This is a genomic window from uncultured Xanthomarina sp. (genome assembly GCF_963971605.1).
GTDB lineage: Bacteria > Bacteroidota > Bacteroidia > Flavobacteriales > Flavobacteriaceae > Xanthomarina > Xanthomarina gelatinilytica.
Map to the genome: position 1 here is coordinate 1 of NZ_CAXATZ010000043.1, position 20,294 is coordinate 20,294.

The following is a 20,294-nucleotide window of genomic DNA, read 5'->3' on the forward strand; positions in this document are numbered from 1 at the left end:
ACTTGACCTAAATCATCTTGACAACCTGTAACGTTTTCTGTAACTAATATGGAATTATAAATGCCAGATTCTAATCCTGTTATTATATAATTACCTGATGCATCTGCCGTAATGGATAATGTCTCTGTAACTGAATTATGAATATAGGTAATGGTATAGCTGTTTCCAGCAGTCAATCCTGAAATACTAATTGTTCCATCGTCTGAGCCACAACTTGTTAAATCTGTGGATGCAACTGACAAGGCTAAATCTGGCTCGTCAATTACTACTTGACCTAAATCATCTTGACAACCTGTAACGTTTTCTGTAACTAATATGGAATCATAAATGCCAGATTCCAATCCTGTTATTATATAATTACCTGATGCATCTGCAGTAATGGATAATGTCTCTGTAACTGAATTATGAATGTAAGTAATGGTATAGTTGTTTCCAGAAGTTAATTCTGAAATAGTTATTGTTCCATCGTCTGATCCACAACTTGTTAAATCTGTGGATGCAACTGACAAGGCTAAATCTGGCTCGTCAATTACTACTTGACCTAAATCATCTTGACAACCTGTAACGTTTTCTGTAACTAATATGGAATCATAAATGCCAGATTCCAATCCTGTTATTATATAATTACCTGATGCATCTGCAGTAATGGATAATGTCTCTGTAACTGAATTATGAATGTAAGTAATGGTATAGTTGTTTCCAGAAGTTAATCCTGAAATAGTTATTGTTCCATCGTTTGATCCACAACTTGTTGAAGTTGTCATATTAGAAACATTATAATTTACACCTAATAATTCAGCTATATTATCAACTGTAAGTTCCCTATTCCAGTACCTAAAATCATCAATAGCACCTTTAAAATAATTTGCTGGAGCACCCAGATCTCTATCATGCCTACCGATACAACCTGAACTAGCTGAGTATTGAAGTGCTCCTCCTGAACCAGAATAAACCCCTCCATTATCCATACAATCCACATAGATTTTCATATTATTAGCAGAATTGATTATGATAATTATTTGATGCCAATTATTAGTGTCTATTGCTTCGTTAGTCACAAAAGATCTCCTTGTTGAAGTCACATAACTATATGATCCATCACCATAATTAATTGCGTAATTACCTGTAGACATTTGAGAATTGAAATAAACGCCTGTATTTCTATCTTCTTCAAAAGACGTGTTAAACACATCTCTATCGTCTGAATTATAGCTTTCATACTTAATCCAAAACGAAAAAGAAATTGGTAAATCTGGCTTTAATTCTGAAATATTTGGGAAATTAACATAATCATTAACTCCATCAAAATAAATTGCTGAATTAGGGTTGCCAAATCTATCGTTGGCAAAAGTTGCTCCAAAATTAATTCCATCGTTTCCATTAATGCTAGAATCATTTGTATCTCCATCAAAGGAGTAATAAAGTAATAAATTATCAGTTAAATCTTGAGAAAATACAGTTGACGATACTAGAAAAAAAACAATTTTTAAGATTTTCATTTAATTTTATATTTTTCTCAAATTCTATTTAGGTAAAAAGAAAACTTATTTAATATAAAAAGTTTTTTAATCTTTTTGATAATGTACATATCTTTACAAGATATAAAAAAACATTTATGAATTTTTTTTTAAATATATTCTATAGATTTATTTATCATCCAAAAATAAATTTTATAATTAGAAACTTAAATTATTTTTTAAAAGATTTATTTTTTAATAAAGTAAAAATACCTCCATCAGGCATCCTTAAACTAAAGACTGATTCAGGAGTTATTAAAATTGCAACAAACCAAACTAGTTATTTAACTCAGTTATTATTTTGGAATGGCTATAAACAATTTGAATATTCATCAATTTTTGAGGATTTATCGAAAAATATTACTTCATTTTTGGATATTGGTTCTAACATTGGTTACTATTCTTTGTTAGCTGTAAAATCAAATTCAAATATTAAAGCTTATGCATTTGAACCAGCAAAAGGGCCTAAGCATTATTTAAAAACAAATATCAAACTCAATCATTTTGAAAATAATATTGCACATGAAAACATAGCACTATCTAATGTTTCTGGAAAAATAGATTTTTATGAGGTTGGAAATATTAAATATAAATACTTAGAACATAATTTAGCAGGTGAAGGAAATGCAGGTACTAAAACAACTTCTCGTAATTTCATTAAAAACACTGTTAATTCAAAAACCTTAAATCAGTTTTTTGAAGATAATAAAATTAAAAATATTGACCTCATAAAAATTGATACTGAAGGCACTGAAATAGATATATTAATTTCTGGTTTGGATAGGATAAAAAAATTTCAACCTATAATTATTTGTGAAATATTATTTAATAATATAGAATCTGAATTGGACGATTTTTTTAATTCTTTAGATTATCAAGTTTTTAATCATACTCCACTAGGATTAATTAAAGTGTCTACTATAAAACGTAAAAAAGATGATGGTATTAGAAACTGTTTCTTTGTTCCTAAATCAAAATTACATTTAATCTCTAAATATGTTCTTCAACTTTAAAATTTGAATTTTTACATTGTCATTCCAGCCCATAACGAAGAAGCTTACATCAAGCAAACTTTAGAGTCTTTGGTAACTCAAACCCTTTTACCAAAACAATTGGTTGTGGTTAATGATCATTCTACAGATAAAACGCAGCAAATTGTTGAAAGGTTTGTTTCTAAATACAACTGGATTTCCTTAGTGAACACAACTTCATCAGATGAACATTTACCTGGTTCAAAAATCATCCATGCGTTTTACAAAGGCTTTGAAAAACTTGATGATTCTTATGATGTGATTTGCAAGTTTGATGCCGATTTAATCTTTCCGAAGAACTATTTAGAGCAGTTGGCATTTCATTTTAAAACTAATGAGAAGCTTGGGATGGTCTCGGGATTCTGCTATATTGAAAAGAACCACCAATGGGTTTTAGAAAACCTGACCCGAAAGGACCATATTCGTGGCGCTTTAAAGGCTTATAGAAAAGCTTGCTTTGAACAAATAGGTAAATTAACCCCATCCATGGGTTGGGACACGGTTGATGAGCTCCTGGCAAAGTTTTATGGTTGGGAAATGCTAACAGACAAATCCTTACACGTTAAACACCTAAAGCCTACAGGAAAGAACTACAACAAAGCGTCCAAACACATGCAAGGCGAAGCTATGTATAAAATGCGCTATGGCTTTTGGATTACACTTATTTCTGCTCTAAAATTGGCATATAAAAAAAGGAGTTTCAAGTTGTTTAAAGATTACATGGCTGGGTTTTTTAAGGCCAAAAATGAAAAGCTTCCGTTTTTGGTTTCAGAAGAACAAGGACAATTTATAAGAAAATTACGTTGGAAAGGTATGATTAGAAAATAAATGAGGTGTCATTCTGATCCGTTTGAAGAATCTCCTAAACAAAGAGATGCTTCTACTTCGCTCAGCATGACACTAAAGTGTCAATTAAAACTCCAACCTTTGTAATCTGCAGAAGCCTCTAATTCGTTTTCAAGAGCATCTTCCAATTCCGGAAAGAAATCAATTCCTGTAAGGGTTTCTATAGAATCTACAGGAACCACAAATTTATATAATGGTTGTTTAGAATTTTCATGAGGCATTAAAAAAGCAATCATTTTTGTGTTACCTGTATTGTTATCTATCAAAACTTTATAAAACTGATTTGGAACTGCCACTTGTTCTTCGCCTATGGTTTCCATATGGCCATTCAAAATTCCTCCAGAAACCACAAACACACCATTATATTTACTTGCCCAATACCTTACTTTTTGTTCTAAAGTATTCCAAATCCCAGAATTGAATTCGTGGTTTTGAGGACTGATATTACTGGTTAAAAACGTTTCATTGTATACATCTTGATTATAAGCCCTATCTGCTGCAGGACATAAATGACCTCTATCGAAACCAGAGTTTTTATAATTTCGCCAATGAGCTGCTCCTGTTTTTACTGCAGGATCAATCTCAAAATAGGGTCTTTTGTAATTGGAGTTGGAGAGATGTTCTTGTTTCAATTCGTAAGCAACCCATTCTGCCTGTTCATGTGGCTCGCTATAGGATAAAGAATAGCCTTCATGATGCACTATTTGTCCTGTGGTACTTGTTGGCAAAAAGAACCCGTTGGTTTCGGGTTTCACGTTTTTACCCGCATTTACAATAGCTTGTTGCCCTTTTCCTTCCAGATGGAATTCATAATAAAACACACCACAAAGAAGCAAAATGGCAATGATGGAATATGTGGTTCTTTTTTTCATTAAGATGTCATGAAAACCTACAAGATTTTGGAAACCTTGCAGGTTGATATATTTATTGTAAAGATGCCAAACTAGCTTTCAAGGTCTCTATTTTTGCCAAAGCATCCGCTTCTTTATTGCGTTCGTTGGCTATAACCTGCTCTGGAGCTCCAGCTACAAAGCGTTCGTTGGCCAATTTTTTTTGAACCGATTTTAAAAAACCTTCTGTATAATTCAACTCGTCTGTTAGCTTTTTAATTTCTTCTTCAACATTAATGGCTCCAGCTATTGGAATAAAATATTCATTGGATTTCACCCTAAACGTCAAAGCACCATCAACGGCTTCATTGGTATACTCTATACTCTCCAAGTTTCCAAGTTTGGCGATAACCTCATCGAAGGTGTTTGCGATATTTTCATTGTTGATTACGTAAAAACCTATGGCGTCTTTGAAAGCAATGTTTTTTTCTTTTCGAATATTCCTAATGCCAGACACAACGTCTTGGGCAAATTCAAATTCTGAAATCAAAGCTTCATTGATTGGTTTTGACTCTGGCCATTTTGCAATTATTAATGCATCTTCAGGTGTTCTTTCTGAGATATATTGCCAAATTTCCTCTGTTAAGAAAGGCATAAAAGGATGCAATACTTTTAAAATATCCTCAAAAATAGCCACGACACTTTTTAGTGTTTTTGAATCTATAGGCTGTTGATATGCTGGTTTTACAATTTCCAATAACCAAGACGCATAATCGTCCCAAATTAATTTATAGGTTGCCATTAAGGCATCGGATAGTCTATATTTACCGTAATGGTCTTCCAACTCGACTAAGGTTTTTTGAAATTTGGCCTCAAACCATGTTATGGCAATGGCACTTGAATTTGGCTGAGGAATTGTTTCATCTACTTCCCACCCTTTAACCAATCTAAAGGCGTTCCATATTTTATTGGCAAAGCCTTTCCCTTGTTGGCACAAAGCCTCGTCGAACATTAAATCGTTTCCTGCTGCCGAACTTAACAACAAACCAACACGAACGCCATCTGCGCCATAATCGTCAATCAGTTTTAAGGCATCTGGAGAGTTTCCTAAGGATTTACTCATTTTTCTTCGTTGCTTGTCACGAACCAAACCTGTTAAATACACATTGTTAAATGGTTTTTCCCCTTTGTATTCGTAACCGGCAATTATCATACGTGCCACCCAGAAGAATAAAATATCTGGGCCTGTAACCAGATCGTTTGTTGGATAGTAATAATTTATGTCTTCGTTTTCAGGATTTCTAATACCATCAAACACACTTATTGGCCACAACCAAGATGAAAACCAAGTGTCCAGTGCATCTGTATCCTGACGTAGATGGTTAATGGTTAGTTCTTGATTGTTGGTTTTTTTAATAGCAAGTTTAAGAGCCTCTTCTTTTGTTTCGGCAACCACAAAATCTTCTTTTCCATCGCCATAGTAATAAGCCGGAATTTGTTGCCCCCAAAGCAACTGTCTGGAAATATTCCAATCGCGAATATTCTCCATCCAATGTCTGTAGGTGTTTTCAAATTTTTTCGGGAACAGCTTTATTTCGGCATCATCACCCAACACAGCTTCTATGGCTGGTTTTACAAGCTCTTCCATTTTCAGAAACCATTGGTCACTCAATCTTGGTTCGATAACGGCTTTGGTACGTTCGGAAGTACCAACTTTATTAACATGTGTTTCGGTTTTCAACAAAAACCCTTTGTCTTCCAATTCTTTTGTGATTTCCTTTCTAACAACAAACCTGTCTTTCCCTTCGTAATGCAATCCGAAGCTATTTAAAGTGGCATCATCGTTAAAAATATCTATAACCTCAAGATTATGTTTATCGCCTAAATTCTTATCGTTTTCGTCATGGGCAGGCGTTACTTTTAAACAACCTGTACCAAATTCCATATCCACATAATCGTCTTCAATTATAGGGATGACACGGTTGCATAGAGGCACAATGGCTTTCTTCCCTCTTAAATGGGAAAAACGTGCATCGTTAGGATTGATACAAATGGCCGTATCTCCTAATATAGTTTCCGGACGTGTTGTGGCTATGGTCACTTTCTCGTCACTGCCTTCAATTTGGTATTGTAAATAATATAAATTTCCTTGACGCTCTTCGTACACAACCTCTTCGTCCGATAGTGTTGTTTTTGCTTCTGGATCCCAATTTACCATTCGGTAACCACGATAAATGAGTCCTTTGTTAAATAAGTCCACAAATACTTTTATCACGGCTTCGCTCATATCATCGTCCATGGTGAATTTGGTTCTGTCCCAATCGCAAGAGCAGCCTAATTTTTTAAGTTGTTCCAGGATGACACCACCATATTCGTGGGTCCATTCCCAAGCATGTGCCAAAAACTCTTCCCTGGATAGGTCGTTTTTATCTATTCCTTGTTCTTTGAGTTTGGCAACCACTTTGGCTTCGGTAGCAATGGAAGCATGATCTGTTCCAGGAACCCAACAGGCATTTTTGCCCAACAATCTGGCACGACGTATTAATACATCTTGAATGGTGTTGTTAAGCATGTGTCCCATGTGCAAGACTCCTGTAACGTTTGGTGGAGGAATGACAATGGTGTAAGGCTCTCTTTGGTCTGGTGTGGAATGAAAATAATTGTGTTTCATCCAGTAGCTGTACCATTTACTTTCTACTAGACTGGCATCATATTTTGATGGAATTTGCATACTTTGGAATAGTTTTTGAAATATAACATGCAAAAGTACTTATATTTATTTTTTTGATAAAATTATATGGATGCATAATGTCCTTTTATATGAGTTTAACATTATTATAACGGTGTCATACGTCTAAAAATTTTGTAAAATAAATAAAAAGTAAGTAAGTTTACCAACTTATAAATAATAAAATTATGAAACATTTATTTACAGTATTGTTCATCGGTTTATTAAGTTTTTCAGTTACAGCTCAAGAAAAAGTGGCTAAAATTGAATTTAAAACAGATGTTATTGACTATGGAACTATTGAAAAAGGAGCCGATGGAGTTCGTGTTTTCGAATTTACCAACACTGGTAATGCCCCTTTAATTATTTCCAAAGTAAATTCCAGTTGTGGATGTACGGTTCCAAAAAAACCTGAAGGCCCAATACAACCAGGTGAAACTGGACAGATTGAGGTTAAATACGACACAAACAGAGTAAATCCTATCAGGAAGACAATAACAGTGATCTCTAATGCTGACACACCAACAGTAGCCTTGAAAATAAAAGGTGAAGTGATTGATCCTAGCAAAACCAGTGTTCTTGAAAAAAAGAATGAAAGCGTTATGCAACAATAATTACTGGTTGTTAATAATAACTTTAAGCCTTGGAAAAACATCCAAGGCTTTTTTTATGGCATAAAAATATCTTCCAAATAAAACACAAACGTCAGTTCCACTCCATCCCGCTCCACTTCCAATTTAATACGTTGCCCATGTTTATCATAAAACATTTGTGTCACTTCCTGTAAGGTATATTTATCTGTTGACTTATTGTTAATAGACAGTATAATATCACCTACCATTAAACCCACTTTATGAGCAGGAGAATCTGCCCTAAGTTCCACAATGGAATATGCTGGTTTTAACGCAAGGGTATATTTGGTATTTATCACTACGGACGTTTTGGACGGATTGTTTTCGCTACCTAAAAAATCTCCAGAAGAAATATAATTGTAATCTTTTTCCTTTACCAGCCTAACAGCATTTTGCTCTAACTCTATGCCACTTTTATTATAGTCAAACCGATCGTGAAAATGTCTGTTCTTTTTAAATGTTATGGTCTTATTAGGATAATTTACAATTAAATTAAATCGCTTCAACAAATTACCTGCTATGCTTCCATTTCTATCTTTATGCTGTTTTACATATATCAAGGATTCTGGATAAGGAAAAGATACGTTTACTTGTTGCAACTTAAAATGTTTGATAGAAAATTCTTCAATTTTTGTACGCTTTCCATAAACACTTCCTGTTAGGCCATGCCCTAGAAAATCTTCAAAATATATATTGTCCACATGTATTCCTAAGCTGTCGTCTTCAAAGAGCCATAAAGCATCGCTACCTCCAGAATCTATCAAAAGCTTAACTGGTACTTGCTTGTCTTTTATTTTAACGGTTGAATAGATATAAGGTTTGTTCTTATAAAATTCCATGTTTAAAGTTTCACAAGATCTACAGGTTTTATATTTGTAAACAGCAGGTGATGTTAGTTTAATATACTTCGAGGTATAATTGATTTCAACCACAAAATCCTTGAACAAATCATAACCAATAATACCATGCAAAGGCACACCTAACCTTGGCGCAAAATTGAGATTTGGATCGTAAACCGCAAATAGCTCTTGGTTGATGTTTATGGCATCTCCTACTTTTAAAATATTCCCCTTGGATTTAAGCGCTTTAATGGCATCTCCTTCTCCCAAACCCCTTAAAAAAATAGTTTCCGTATTTTTAATTTGAAGCGTGTCTGTAATATTTAAAAAATTGAAAATAATGGATTTATTCACTCCAGTATCCAGTAAAAAAGAAAGGGCAACTCCATTTATTTCAACAGGAAGGATAATCAGGTTGTTGATAAGCTTGAATTGGATTTTGTCTGTTTGTTTTTTGTTTTGAATAACAAAGTGCCCTTGTGAAAACCCCATATTGCTTAACGAGAACAAAAGAAGGACAATCCAGAAAATTTTTTTCATATACCAAGCAAAAGAGTTTCATCTTAAATTTACAAAACTTTGGTTTAGTATTTGTATTTAGTCGTCTTTTTTAAAAAAACTTTAAGATAAATTTCGGAACTTTGCTTCTTAATTAAATTGTATCATGCCAAGTATATCAAAAAAAGGGCAGCACATGCCACAATCGCCAATTAGAAAACTTGTTCCTTATGCCGAAATGGCTTACAAACAAGGCAAAACAGTGTATCATTTAAATATTGGTCAACCAGATATTAAAACCCCTGAAATTGCTTTAGATGCTGTTAAAGTGCATTCCTTGGATATTTTAGCCTATACCAGATCTGAAGGATCTGATGAGTATAGAAATAAAATTGCCAATTATTACAGCCAACATGATATTCATGTAAGTAAAGACAACATTATTGTAACCACTGGTGGCAGTGAGGCTTTGCTATTTGCTTTTGGAAGCGTGATGGATACCGATGACGAAATAATTATCCCAGAACCTTTTTATGCCAACTACAATGGGTTTTCTACAGCTTCTGGCGTTAATATAGTTCCTGTAATATCTAAAATTGAAGATAATTTTGCGTTACCTCCTATTGAAGAATTTGAAAAACTAATTACCCCTAAAACCAAAGCCATACTAATTTGTAACCCTGGAAATCCAACAGGATATTTATATTCTAAAGAAGAAATTAAAAAACTGGCAAGCATTGTAAAAAAACATGATTTGTTTTTAATCTCTGATGAAGTATACAGGGAGTTTGCCTACGATGGCGTACAGCATTACTCTATTATGCAGGAAGAAGATATTGCAGAACACGCTATAATGATAGACTCTGTGTCCAAACGTTACAGTATGTGTGGCGCAAGGATAGGCTGCTTGGTTTCTAAAAACAAGGCCGTAATTGCTACAGCCCTAAAATTTGCTCAAGCTAGGTTAAGCCCTCCAACTTTGGCTCAAATTGCCAGTGAAGCTGCTTTACAGACACCACAAAGTTATTTTGATGGTGTTATTGAAGAATATGTGGCACGAAGAAACACCTTAATCAATGAACTTGAAAAAATTGAAGGTGTAAAAGTAGCCAAGCCTAAAGGTGCTTTTTACTGCATCGTGGAACTGCCTGTTAAAAATTCAGACGATTTTGCCCAATGGCTTTTAGAAAGTTTCGATGTTAATGGAGAAACGGTCATGGTTGCTCCTGCAGCTGGTTTTTATTCAACTCCTGGCGTGGGATTAAACCAAATTAGGATTGCTTATGTATTAAACCAAGACAGTCTTAAAAAAGCTGTAAATATTTTAAAAGAAGCACTTAAAGTATACAAGGATTAGTGCAAATTAAACAAAACATATCCTTAAAACCTTTCAATACCTTTGGAATAGAGGCTTTTGCAAAGCATTATATTTCCATAGAGAGTATAAATGAGTTAAAAGAAGCCCTCTCCCTAGAAAATTATCCAGATATATTTATTCTAGGAGGAGGCAGCAACATGCTCTTAACAAAAAATATGGATGCCCTTGTGTTACACATAAACATTAAGGGCATTTCCATTATATCTGAAGACGACACTTCGGTATTAGTCCAAGCCAATGCTGGTGAAAACTGGCATCAATTTGTGCTTTGGTGTTTGGAAAAAGATTATGGAGGCTTGGAAAACCTCTCGTTAATCCCAGGGAATGTTGGTTCTGCCCCCATCCAAAACATTGGGGCTTATGGCAGGGAATTAAAAGATGTATTTGTGTCTTGTCAAGCATTGGATAAAGCCACCAAACGTTTAAAAACCTTTACTAAAGAAGATTGTAAATTTGAATACAGAAACTCCATATTCAAACAGGAAGAAAAGGGGAAATCTGTTATTTGCAATGTCACTTTTAGGCTTAGCAAAAAAAACCATACCCTACACACTTCTTATGGCTCCATTTCCAAACTGTTGGAAGAAATGAATATCACACAGCCAACCATTCAAGATGTTTCAAAAGCGGTCATACAAATTAGACAAAGCAAGCTTCCAGATCCCAAAAAAATTGGAAATAGCGGTAGTTTCTTTAAAAATCCCGTAATTTTAAAGGAACATTTTTCAAAATTAAAAGAAAATTTTCCAGAGATTCCTGGCTACCCTGTTTCAAATACCGAAATAAAAGTACCAGCAGGTTGGTTAATAGAAAAAGCTGGCTTTAAAGGAAAACAATTTGGAAACTATGGCGTTCATAAAGAACAAGCATTGGTTTTAGTAAATTACGGCAATGCAAAAGGACAAGATATTTTAGGTCTTGCCAAACTGATACAAAAAACCGTACAGCAGCTTTTTAACATAGCTATTGAAGCAGAGGTGAATATTATATAATTTAAAAAGAAATCTCTAACTTTGATTTTATAGATATTATTATAACCTTTAATTAACCAATCTTGAGCACACCAATTGAAAAGGAAATAGTTGGCTTACTCCAAAAAGGAGACAAAAGAGCCGTAACCTTGCTATACGAAAACTATGCAGATGCTCTGTATGGTGTTATATTAAAGGTGTTATCAGACGAAGATTTAGCCCAAGATGCCTTACAGGAAACATTTGTAAAGGTCTGGAAAAACTCCAAATCCTACAACGAGAAAAAAGCCAAACTCTTTACTTGGCTCTACAGGATTGCCTACAACACAGCCATAGACAAAGTTCGCTCTCAAACAAATAAAACCAGTAAGGAAATCCAAATGGATGCTTCAAACGTATATATGATAACATCCGAGAGTTTAAATCAAGATGTGATGGACATTAAAACCCATCTAAAATCTTTGGATGAAAAATATCAAATAGTGATCAATGCGCTCTTTTTTGAGGGCATGACACAACAAGAAGCCAGTGATGAATTGGAAATTCCACTTGGCACAATTAAATCGAGATTAAAAATTGGATTGCGTGAACTGAAAAAAATTTACGATCCAGAATAAAACGAGTCATGAATGATAAAATAACTACATTTTTAAATTCTGACCTATTAGAAAAATATCTTTTAGGTGAAACAACTTCTGCCGAAACAGAAAAAGTTGAAACATACCTTTCCCAATACCCAGAAGTTCAGAATGCCTACAACACCTTACAGACCAATTTAGAAATAGTTTCTAAAAGTCATGCTGTTGAAGCCCCAAAACACATTTTAAACAATGTTTTAAATGAATTGGACAATGCACCTGTTGTTAATTTAAAGCCTTCCAAAAAATACAAAAAGTGGTACCACCTTAGTATTGCAGCTAGTTTTGCAGCTTTAATTTTTGCAGGAAGCTCTTTTGTGTTTTACACACAAAACCTAAGTTTAAAAACCGAAAACCAAAAAATTGTTGATGAAATTTACGATTTAAGAAACGACATTAGCTTAAACAACAACAAGCTAAACGATATCATGCAACAATTTAAACAACTTAATAATCCAGAAACCGAAAAGTATATTATTAAAGGAAACAGCAGAGCCAAAAACCTTAAAACGGTTGCATATATCAACCCAAAAGAAAAAACATCCATGATAGATGTGGTGTCATTGCCTCAACTTCCAGAAGAACAATGCTACCAAATTTGGGCAGAGATGCAAGACAAAATGGTGAGCTTAGGTATTTTAAGCGAAACCGACAGGGAACTTAAGCAAATTCCATACACAGAAGATGCCTTGGGCTTAAGCATCACCATAGAAAACAAAGGTGGTACCCAAACAGGCTCCAAGGAAAATGCCGTAGCTGAAATTTCATTACAAAAACACAATTAAAAAGTACCCTCAACTTTTTAGTATAAAGCCTCACTTTTGCAATTAAAAAGTGAGGCTTTAATATTATTTATTATCAGTAAAAATCTGTAAATTTGCAGAAAATTAAAGACCTCATTAAAAAGGTTCTTTAAACAACAAGCAAATCATGAAACTACTCTTTATAACTTTAATATTATTAGGTCTTGCCATTGCAGGAATTGCTATTAAACTTTGGACAAAAAAGGACGGTAAGTTTGCTGGCACATGTGCTAGCCAAAATCCCGTACTAAACAAAGAAGGGGAAGCTTGTGGCTTTTGTGGCAAAACCCCAGACCAATTTAGCGATTGTAACAAACCTCAACATTCTTAACATGACATGGTGTTACTTGATGTTTTGCTCTACATTTTTGTAGCTGTCGTTAGTATTCAAGTTTTTTATTTTGTTTTTTTCTTCGGAAAATTCGCTTTCTTAAAACATAAAAAAGAGACTCCTATAAACATTCCTGTTTCTGTTGTTATCTGTGCAAAAAACGAAGCTGAAAACCTAAAAAAATTTCTACCCTCTGTTATCAATCAAGATTATCCTAATTTCCAGATTGTATTGATAAACGATGCTTCTTACGACGATACGTTTGAAGTCATGGAGGAATTTGCCAACAAGCACAACAACATCAAACTAGTAAATGTTGTTAATAATGAAGCGTTTTGGGCCAATAAAAAATACGCCTTAACCTTAGGTATAAAAGCAGCCAAACACAACCATCTACTTTTTACAGATGCCGATTGCAAACCACTTTCCAAACATTGGATTACAGAAATGAGCTCCTGTTTCAACCAAACCAAATCCATTGTGCTTGGTTATGGAGCTTATGCCAAAATCAAGAATTCCTTTCTTAATAAATTAATACGTTTTGAAACCTTTATAACTGCTGTTCAATACTTTTCTTTTGCAAAATTAGGAATCCCTTATATGGGAGTTGGTAGAAACCTGGCTTATACCAAAGAAACTTTTTTTAATGCCAATGGGTTTATGGACCACATGTACATTCGTTCTGGAGACGATGATTTATTCATAAACCAAACAGCTACAGCACAAAACACAGATATCTGTTTTACACCTGAAAGCTTTACAGAATCCATCCCCAAAAAAACCTATAAAGATTGGAAAATTCAAAAAAGAAGACACATCACCACAGCCAATCATTACAAGGCTAAACACAAAGTTTTGCTGGCAGTATTTTATGTGTCGCAAGTCTTATTTTGGGTCTTGGCTACAATTTTATTGATTCCTTTATTTAAATGGCAATTGGTGCTCGCTTTAATTCTGTTTAGAAACCTGGTACAGGTTCTGGTTTTTAACAAAGCATCCAAAAAACTTAACGAAAACGATTTAATTTTTTACTTGCCTCTGTTAGAACTTTTTCTAATTGGGTTTCAATTAAGTATCTTTATAAAAAATCTTATCTCTAAACCTAAACATTGGAAATAAAAGAAGCGATACAAAGAGCCAAACAAAACGACCAAAAAGCCTTTAATTTTCTGTTGGATCAATATTGGGATTATGTATATGGATTTCAACTGAAACGCATTGAAAATGAAAACGATGCAGAAGACATAACCATTCAAACCTTTTCCAAAGCGTTTGATAAAATTGCCATGTTTGATGAAAAATATGCTTTTAAAACTTGGCTTGTAACCATTTCCAGGAACATTCATATTGATTTACTGCGAAAAGAAAAAAGACAACCTTCAAACACCATTTCCAATGATAGTGAAGATTCCTATTACGAAATTTTAGACGAATCTCCTTCAGCTGAAGACAAATTGATCACTGAACAAAATTTAGCCAAATTATTACGCGACATTAAAAAATTAAAACCACATTATCAGGAAATAATCAACCTTAGGTACTTTCAGGAATTGAGTTACAAAGAAATTTCCGAAGAACTTAACGAACCCATTAACAACATAAAGGTTAAACTATTGCGTGCTAAAAAACTGCTGGCCGAAATAATTAAAAACAAATAAGTTTTAACAGCATTCACCCTGCTTTTTAAAGTTTTCCAATTTTAACAGACCTAAGTTATAGTTCCACCATACTTTTGTATCTTTGTGCCTTAAAAATAGCTTTTAAATGAACACAGAAACAGCTTCAAATATATTACCTGCAAGGGAAGCCAAACCAAAATGGCTACGTGTTAAGTTACCTACCGGAAAAAAATATACCGATCTTCGTGGCCTGGTGGACAAATATAAATTAAACACCATTTGTACTTCTGGAAGCTGCCCTAATATGGGAGAGTGTTGGGGAGAAGGGACTGCCACCTTCATGATTTTAGGGAATATTTGTACGCGCTCTTGTGGTTTTTGTGGTGTACAAACAGGAAGACCAGAAACTTTGGATTGGGATGAACCTGAAAAAGTGGCTCGCTCCATAAAACTCATGAAAATAAAACATGCCGTATTGACCAGTGTGGATAGGGATGATTTGAAAGATATGGGAAGTATTATGTGGGCAGAAACCGTAAAAGCTGTTCGAAGAATGAATCCAGAAACCACCTTAGAAACCTTAATTCCGGATTTTCAAGGCATAGAACAACATTTAGACAGGATCATAGACGTAGCTCCTGAAGTGGTATCCCATAACATAGAAACAGTAAGGCGCTTAACCAGAGAGGTTAGGATCCAAGCAAAATACGATAGAAGCTTAGGTGTTTTAAAATATTTAAAAGTACAGGGACAACGAAGAACCAAATCTGGTATCATGCTTGGTCTTGGAGAAACCCGAGAAGAAGTTATAGAAACCCTTCATGACCTTAAAGCCCAAGACGTGGACGTGGTAACCATAGGCCAATATTTACAACCTAGCAAAAAACATCTGCCTGTAAAACAGTTTATTTTACCAGCTCAGTTTGAAGAGTATAAGCAAATTGGACTGGAATTGGGTTTCAGACATGTGGAAAGCAGTGCCTTGGTTCGTTCTTCTTATAAAGCTCAAAAACACATAAATTAATGATTCATGTTGCTATAAACGGTTTTGGACGCATTGGAAGACGCGTTTTCAGATTATTGCAAGACAACAAACACATTCAAGTGGTAGCTGTAAACGATTTAGCAGATACCAAAACCCTAAGCCATTTATTAAAATACGATAGCATACACGGCATTTTTAAAGAAAAGGTTACTTTTGACGACTCCCATGTGATTGTGAACGATAAAAAAATTCCTTTTTCAAAAGCCAATCATCCTAAAGAGATAAACTGGAAACCCTATCAAGTGGATTTTGTTATAGAAGCTACTGGAAAATTTAAAACCAAAGAAGCTCTTGAACACCATATTTTAAATGGAGCCCAAAAAGTAATTTTAAGTGTTCCTCCCTTGGAAGACGATATAAAAACCATTGTTTTGGGTGTCAACAATCATATTTTAACTGGCGAAGAAACCATAGTTTCCAATGCCTCATGCACAACCAACAATGCAGCACCAATGATTGATGTTGTAAACAAACTGTGTGGCGTAAAACAAGCATACATTACTACGGTTCACTCATACACCTCCGACCAAAGTTTGCACGACCAACCACACAAAGACCTACGTCGCGCCAGAGCAGCTGGACAATCCATTGTTCCTACAACCACTGGAGCTGCCAAAGCTTTAACAAAGGTGTTTCCAGAACTCTCCAATGTTATTGGAGGTTGTGGCATTAGGGTTCCTGTAGCTAATGGTTCCTTAACAGATATTACTTTTAATGTGGAAAAAACCGTAAGTATTGAAGATATCAACCAAGCGTTTAAATATGCTGCCGAACATGATTACAAAAACATCTTGGAATACACCGAAGACCCAATTGTTTCAATAGATATTGTAGGAAATACACACTCTTGTATTTTCGATTCACAAATGACTTCCGTTATAGGAAACATGGTGAAAATTATTGGTTGGTACGACAATGAAACCGGTTATTCCAGCAGAATAATTGATTTAATTTGCAATTTGCCGATAAAAAAGTAACTTTTATCGAATAAATATTTATATTTGTTTTTTACTAGTTAACTAAAAAATGTCCCGATTCAACAATTACATATGTGCTATTATACTGTTGTTGAGCTTTAGTGCTTTATCTCAAACAACTTTTGAAGAAGATGAAGAAACTATTCAAAACACTATTGATGCCCGAATAAATCAAGCACAAAAAGACATAGAAAAGAATGCCTATTTTGAAGCTCAGGAAAAATATGACCAAGCTTTGGAACTTGCCATTAAAATAGACAACCAAAAAAGCATAGGCATTATCTACTCCAAAATAGGAAAACTTCAGTACATTATTGAAGAACCTGACGAGGCCATTAAGTCCCTTATAAAAGCCAATGAAGTCCAACGTTTTGCAAAAGACGACGTGAACCTTGCCGAAACTTATAAAACCTTAGGCAATGTTTACACCAGTAAAAAACAATACCAACAAGCTTTAGATTACTATAAATCTGCCAAAACCCTTTTTGAACAAGAAGGCCTGGATAATTTTGTGGCAGAAGTCCTTTTAAATGAAGGTATTACATATATAAATTTAAAAAAATACAATGAGGCCAAAACGCATCTCTTAAAATCCATTTCAGTTGCCAAAAGATTCGATTTGGATAAAATTTTAAGTAGTGCGAAAATTAACTTAGGGACAGTCCTAATTAATCTAGGTGAAACTGAAGATGCATTGGTCCAAGCCAATGAAGGATTGAAAATGGCCAAATCCAATCATTTCAACAATGTATTGAATGATGGATATCTTATTTTAAGCGATCTAAACCAAGAAATTGGAAATTACAAACTTGCAAACCAGTATTTAAAAAAGCATATCAAGTTAAACGATTCCCTGTTGTCCATAAAAAGAAGCAGTCTCTCTCAAGAAAAGAGAATGCAATTGCTTATTGACAACCAAACAGAATACCAAAAAAAGCAATTGGCTGATTTAGAAGAACAAAAAGCAGCCAATAACTTAAATAAATTAACTACCATTTTAAGTATTGCGTTAATTACCATCTTATCCCTTTTAACCTTATCGCTATATAAAAACAACAACATAAGGCTGAAAACAAATAACATGCTGCATAAAAAAAACGCAGAGTTAATTGTTTCCAAAGAAAAGGCAGAGCTTGCCTCTAAAACCAAAGCAAACTTTTTATCTACTGTAACTCATGAGCTAAGAACCCCTTTGTATGCTGTTACAGGCTTAACAAACATGCTTTTGGAAGAAGATCCAAAACCTAACCAAATACAGCATTTAAAATCACTTAAATTTTCAGGGGATTACCTTCTAACCTTTATCAACGACATCCTTCAAATCAATAAAATTGAAGCCAACAAGGTAGATATCGAGCCAGAAGCCTTCAATCTTAAAAAGAAAATGACCAATATTATTGCAGCTTTAAACAACTCTGCAACAGATAATAATGTTAAAATTCATTTTGAATACGATAACAATTTACCTGAAAACTTTATTGCAGATCAAATTAAAATTTCACAAATTTTAATCAATTTAATAGGAAACGCCATCAAGTTCACCAAAGATGGGGATATTTGGGTAAGAGCCATTAAGGTAAGTGAAAAAGACGAACTTTACAGTGTGAGATTTGAAATTGAAGACAACGGAATTGGTATCAGTGAAGAAAAACAAAATCAACTATTTGAAAGTTTCTCGCAAGGCTCCATTCAAATTAACAGAAAATATGGTGGAACAGGCTTAGGTCTTTCCATTGTTAAAGGATTGATTCAAATCCTTAAAGGAACCATTTCACTAAAAAGTGAACTTGGCAAGGGTTCAAAATTCATGTTTGAACTTCCATTAAAATATTCTGAAAAAGTAGAAACCGAAGAGGTTGTAAATTACTTTAAAGACATTAGTGAAATAGATTTAAAAAACATAAACATTTTAGTTGTTGAGGACAACAAGATCAACCAAATGATTACCAAAAAAATCCTCAACAAAATGAAATTGAACTGCGATGTTATAGACAATGGTGAAGATGCCGTTAACATGGTTAAAGACAAAAATTACCATGTGGTTTTAATGGATATTCACATGCCTGGAATAAGTGGTTTGGAAGCCACCAGACTTATTAGAACCTTTAACAAGGACATTACCATTTTTGCCCTTACAGCCGTGACCCTAGAAGACAAAATGCACGAATTTGATGAAGCTGGATTTGACGACATTATTTCCAAGCCGTTCAAACAAGAAGACTTCGAAAAGAAATTATACGAAGCATTAATTCAACAAGATTCTGAAACCGTTTAGGAATTTACAAACCCTAAAACTGCCTTGTTGAACAGATCTGGAGCATCCAAAGACACTTCAATAGGAAGATAAAATAATTTATCCCTTAAGGTAATTTGGTCCTTCAATCGCATGTAGTCCTTTTCTGTTGTTAAAATACAGTCCAATGTTGCCAATTGAGCAATTTCTTTTTCCGTGAAAATATGATGGTCTTCAAATTTTAAATGACGAAACTCCAATTGGCTCTTTTTTAAAAATGCCAACAAAGGCTTTGGCTTGGCAATCCCAGTGACCAAAGTAAAAGCTTTTAAGTCTTTAAGCGCCATGCTTTTTTCAGCAGAATAAACTACTTTGGAATAATTGATTCTACTAAAAAGCACCAATTGATTGGGCAAGGGTTGCAAGCTGTTTTTAATCTGCTCTTTCTCAAGTTCGGTAAGTGTATCTGGACACTTGGTCACTATAATAACATGCGCTCGCTTAGCGCCACTTTTTGGTTCCCTTAAATCGCCTGTTGGCAATACAAGATCCTTACTATACAACTGATAGTATGATGTAAGAAGAATATTAAATCCTGCTTGTACCTTTCTGTGCTGAAAGGCATCGTCCAGCAAAATCACATCAGGCTTGTTGCTTAAAGCACGTAATTGTTCAATTCCAGCTTGTCTATTGGCATCTACAGCCACCAAAACATCTTTTCCAAATTTATTGTAAAACTGAAAAGGTTCATCCCCAAGTGTTTTAGCCGAATCTTGAGCATTCGCCAATTGAAAACCTTGAGTTTGCCGTTTATAACCTCTGCTTAAGGTAGCCAATTTGTAATGGTCTTTCAACAGTCTAATCAAATACTCGATCATTGGCGATTTACCAGTACCTCCAACACTTAAATTACCAACACAAATCACCGGAAAGCTGTAAGACGTGCTCTTTTTAAGATTTGAATCGTACAATTTGTTTCTGGTCCAAGTCACTAAAAAGTAAATTGGCACTATGGGAAACAAGATGTATCGTAAGAATTTCATGAAAGCGAATTTAAAAATTTTATCTTTGTTTGAAACTTAATAACACAAAATTATGATAGTTCAAGATGTCATAAATCATTTGGAAGCCCTTTCTCCCTTAGCTTACGCTGAAGATTTTGATAATGTGGGTCTTTTGGTAGGAGATAAAAATGCCAAACTTTCAGGTGTTTTGGTTACATTGGACACTCTGGAAACAGTAGTTGACGAAGCCATTGAGGCCAATTGCAACCTGATCGTGAGTTTTCATCCAATTATTTTTAAAGGCTTAAAAGCGCTTACTGGAAACACCTATGTGGAACGTGTGGTTATTAAAGCCATTAAACACAACAGCTGCC

General features: G+C 34.3%; 19 protein-coding genes. 14 read left to right on the forward strand and 5 right to left on the reverse strand.

From position 1 onward, the window contains the following. Positions 1-1,499: LamG domain-containing protein (locus AACY93_RS12210; protein ID WP_339612115.1), on the reverse strand; the 1,499-nt coding region annotated here is incomplete at its 3' end. A 116-nt stretch (positions 1,500-1,615) separates the two neighbouring features. Here AACY93_RS12210 and AACY93_RS12215 point away from each other — a divergent pair. Beyond that, positions 1,616-2,530 (forward strand): FkbM family methyltransferase, encoded by a 915-nt coding sequence (locus AACY93_RS12215; RefSeq protein WP_286852700.1) that lies wholly within the window; start codon positions 1,616-1,618, stop codon positions 2,528-2,530. 3 nt (positions 2,531-2,533) lie between these two features. Continuing rightward, positions 2,534-3,376, forward strand: a complete 843-nt coding sequence (locus tag AACY93_RS12220; RefSeq protein WP_286852701.1) for a glycosyltransferase family A protein — start codon at positions 2,534-2,536, stop codon at positions 3,374-3,376. An 80-nt stretch (positions 3,377-3,456) separates the two neighbouring features. On the opposite strand, the gene AACY93_RS12225 is transcribed toward AACY93_RS12220, so the two are convergent. Beyond that, on the reverse strand, positions 3,457-4,266 hold the full coding sequence (locus tag AACY93_RS12225) for a DNA/RNA non-specific endonuclease (protein ID WP_286852702.1): 810 nt from the start codon (positions 4,264-4,266) through the stop codon (positions 3,457-3,459). A gap of 52 nt (positions 4,267-4,318) precedes the next feature. Beyond that, positions 4,319-6,955, reverse strand: coding sequence for a valine--tRNA ligase (locus AACY93_RS12230; protein WP_286852703.1), 2,637 nt, complete (start codon positions 6,953-6,955; stop codon positions 4,319-4,321). Between the two features lie 185 nt (positions 6,956-7,140). Here AACY93_RS12230 and AACY93_RS12235 point away from each other — a divergent pair, with 185 nt between their 5' ends. Continuing rightward, complete coding sequence (locus AACY93_RS12235) at positions 7,141-7,566, forward strand: DUF1573 domain-containing protein (protein WP_007650568.1); 426 nt, start codon at positions 7,141-7,143, stop codon at positions 7,564-7,566. A 53-nt stretch (positions 7,567-7,619) separates the two neighbouring features. On the opposite strand, the gene AACY93_RS12240 is transcribed toward AACY93_RS12235, so the two are convergent. After that, positions 7,620-8,963 carry an aspartyl protease family protein gene (locus tag AACY93_RS12240; protein ID WP_286852704.1) on the reverse strand — a complete coding sequence of 448 codons (1,344 nt, stop codon included), beginning with the start codon at positions 8,961-8,963 and terminating at the stop codon, positions 7,620-7,622. A 124-nt stretch (positions 8,964-9,087) separates the two neighbouring features. Between AACY93_RS12240 and AACY93_RS12245 the strand changes: the two genes are divergently transcribed. The 10 genes from AACY93_RS12245 (at position 9,088) to AACY93_RS12290 (ending at position 18,958) form a co-directional block, all read left to right on the forward strand. Beyond that, complete coding sequence (locus tag AACY93_RS12245; RefSeq protein ID WP_007650572.1) at positions 9,088-10,278, forward strand: pyridoxal phosphate-dependent aminotransferase; 1,191 nt, start codon at positions 9,088-9,090, stop codon at positions 10,276-10,278. Further along, positions 10,278-11,291, forward strand: a complete 1,014-nt coding sequence (gene murB, locus AACY93_RS12250; RefSeq protein WP_286852705.1) for a UDP-N-acetylmuramate dehydrogenase — start codon at positions 10,278-10,280, stop codon at positions 11,289-11,291. The genes AACY93_RS12245 and murB overlap by 1 nt, the downstream gene beginning before the upstream one ends. A gap of 62 nt (positions 11,292-11,353) precedes the next feature. Beyond that, on the forward strand, positions 11,354-11,887 hold the full coding sequence (locus AACY93_RS12255; RefSeq protein WP_007650577.1) for an RNA polymerase sigma factor: 534 nt from the start codon (positions 11,354-11,356) through the stop codon (positions 11,885-11,887). 8 nt (positions 11,888-11,895) lie between these two features. Beyond that, positions 11,896-12,693, forward strand: coding sequence for an anti-sigma factor (locus tag AACY93_RS12260; RefSeq protein ID WP_286852706.1), 798 nt, complete (start codon positions 11,896-11,898; stop codon positions 12,691-12,693). 145 nt (positions 12,694-12,838) lie between these two features. Beyond that, positions 12,839-13,042: a membrane or secreted protein gene (locus AACY93_RS12265; protein ID WP_286852707.1), complete on the forward strand. Its 204-nt coding sequence runs from the start codon at positions 12,839-12,841 to the stop codon at positions 13,040-13,042. Positions 13,043-13,048: 6 nt separating this feature from the next. Beyond that, positions 13,049-14,161, forward strand: a complete 1,113-nt coding sequence (locus AACY93_RS12270; RefSeq protein ID WP_286852708.1) for a glycosyltransferase — start codon at positions 13,049-13,051, stop codon at positions 14,159-14,161. Then, on the forward strand, positions 14,152-14,700 hold the full coding sequence (locus AACY93_RS12275) for a sigma-70 family RNA polymerase sigma factor (protein WP_007650585.1): 549 nt from the start codon (positions 14,152-14,154) through the stop codon (positions 14,698-14,700). Before AACY93_RS12270 ends, AACY93_RS12275 begins: the two co-directional genes overlap by 10 nt. A gap of 106 nt (positions 14,701-14,806) precedes the next feature. Continuing rightward, positions 14,807-15,685: a lipoyl synthase gene (lipA, locus tag AACY93_RS12280; protein WP_286852709.1), complete on the forward strand. Its 879-nt coding sequence runs from the start codon at positions 14,807-14,809 to the stop codon at positions 15,683-15,685. Further along, a complete protein-coding gene (gap, locus tag AACY93_RS12285; RefSeq protein ID WP_286852710.1) occupies positions 15,685-16,683 on the forward strand; it encodes a type I glyceraldehyde-3-phosphate dehydrogenase in 999 nt (332 codons plus the stop codon). Before lipA ends, gap begins: the two co-directional genes overlap by 1 nt. 49 nt (positions 16,684-16,732) lie before the next feature. Then, positions 16,733-18,958, forward strand: a complete 2,226-nt coding sequence (locus tag AACY93_RS12290) for an ATP-binding protein (RefSeq protein ID WP_339612122.1) — start codon at positions 16,733-16,735, stop codon at positions 18,956-18,958. On the opposite strand, the gene lpxK is transcribed toward AACY93_RS12290, so the two are convergent. Then, complete coding sequence (gene lpxK / locus AACY93_RS12295; protein ID WP_287006001.1) at positions 18,955-19,959, reverse strand: tetraacyldisaccharide 4'-kinase; 1,005 nt, start codon at positions 19,957-19,959, stop codon at positions 18,955-18,957. The genes AACY93_RS12290 and lpxK overlap by 4 nt on opposite strands. Positions 19,960-20,011: 52 nt before the next feature. On the opposite strand from lpxK, the gene AACY93_RS12300 reads away from it, so the two are divergent. Then, a partial coding sequence (locus AACY93_RS12300) for a Nif3-like dinuclear metal center hexameric protein (protein WP_339612125.1) occupies positions 20,012-20,294 on the forward strand: 283 nt, incomplete at its 3' end.

Coding starts and splice junctions, on each gene's coding strand:
- AACY93_RS12215 (WP_286852700.1), top strand. CDS start 1,616: ATGAATTTTTTTTTAAATATATTCTATAGATTTATTTATCATCCAAAA.
- AACY93_RS12225 (WP_286852702.1), bottom strand. CDS start 4,266: ATGAAAAAAAGAACCACATATTCCATCATTGCCATTTTGCTTCTTTGT.
- AACY93_RS12230 (WP_286852703.1), bottom strand. CDS start 6,955: ATGCAAATTCCATCAAAATATGATGCCAGTCTAGTAGAAAGTAAATGG.
- AACY93_RS12235 (WP_007650568.1), top strand. CDS start 7,141: ATGAAACATTTATTTACAGTATTGTTCATCGGTTTATTAAGTTTTTCA.
- AACY93_RS12240 (WP_286852704.1), bottom strand. CDS start 8,963: ATGAAAAAAATTTTCTGGATTGTCCTTCTTTTGTTCTCGTTAAGCAAT.
- AACY93_RS12245 (WP_007650572.1), top strand. CDS start 9,088: ATGCCAAGTATATCAAAAAAAGGGCAGCACATGCCACAATCGCCAATT.
- AACY93_RS12260 (WP_286852706.1), top strand. CDS start 11,896: ATGAATGATAAAATAACTACATTTTTAAATTCTGACCTATTAGAAAAA.
- AACY93_RS12265 (WP_286852707.1), top strand. CDS start 12,839: ATGAAACTACTCTTTATAACTTTAATATTATTAGGTCTTGCCATTGCA.
- AACY93_RS12270 (WP_286852708.1), top strand. CDS start 13,049: ATGGTGTTACTTGATGTTTTGCTCTACATTTTTGTAGCTGTCGTTAGT.
- lipA (WP_286852709.1), top strand. CDS start 14,807: ATGAACACAGAAACAGCTTCAAATATATTACCTGCAAGGGAAGCCAAA.
- gap (WP_286852710.1), top strand. CDS start 15,685: ATGATTCATGTTGCTATAAACGGTTTTGGACGCATTGGAAGACGCGTT.
- AACY93_RS12290 (WP_339612122.1), top strand. CDS start 16,733: ATGTCCCGATTCAACAATTACATATGTGCTATTATACTGTTGTTGAGC.
- lpxK (WP_287006001.1), bottom strand. CDS start 19,959: ATGAAATTCTTACGATACATCTTGTTTCCCATAGTGCCAATTTACTTT.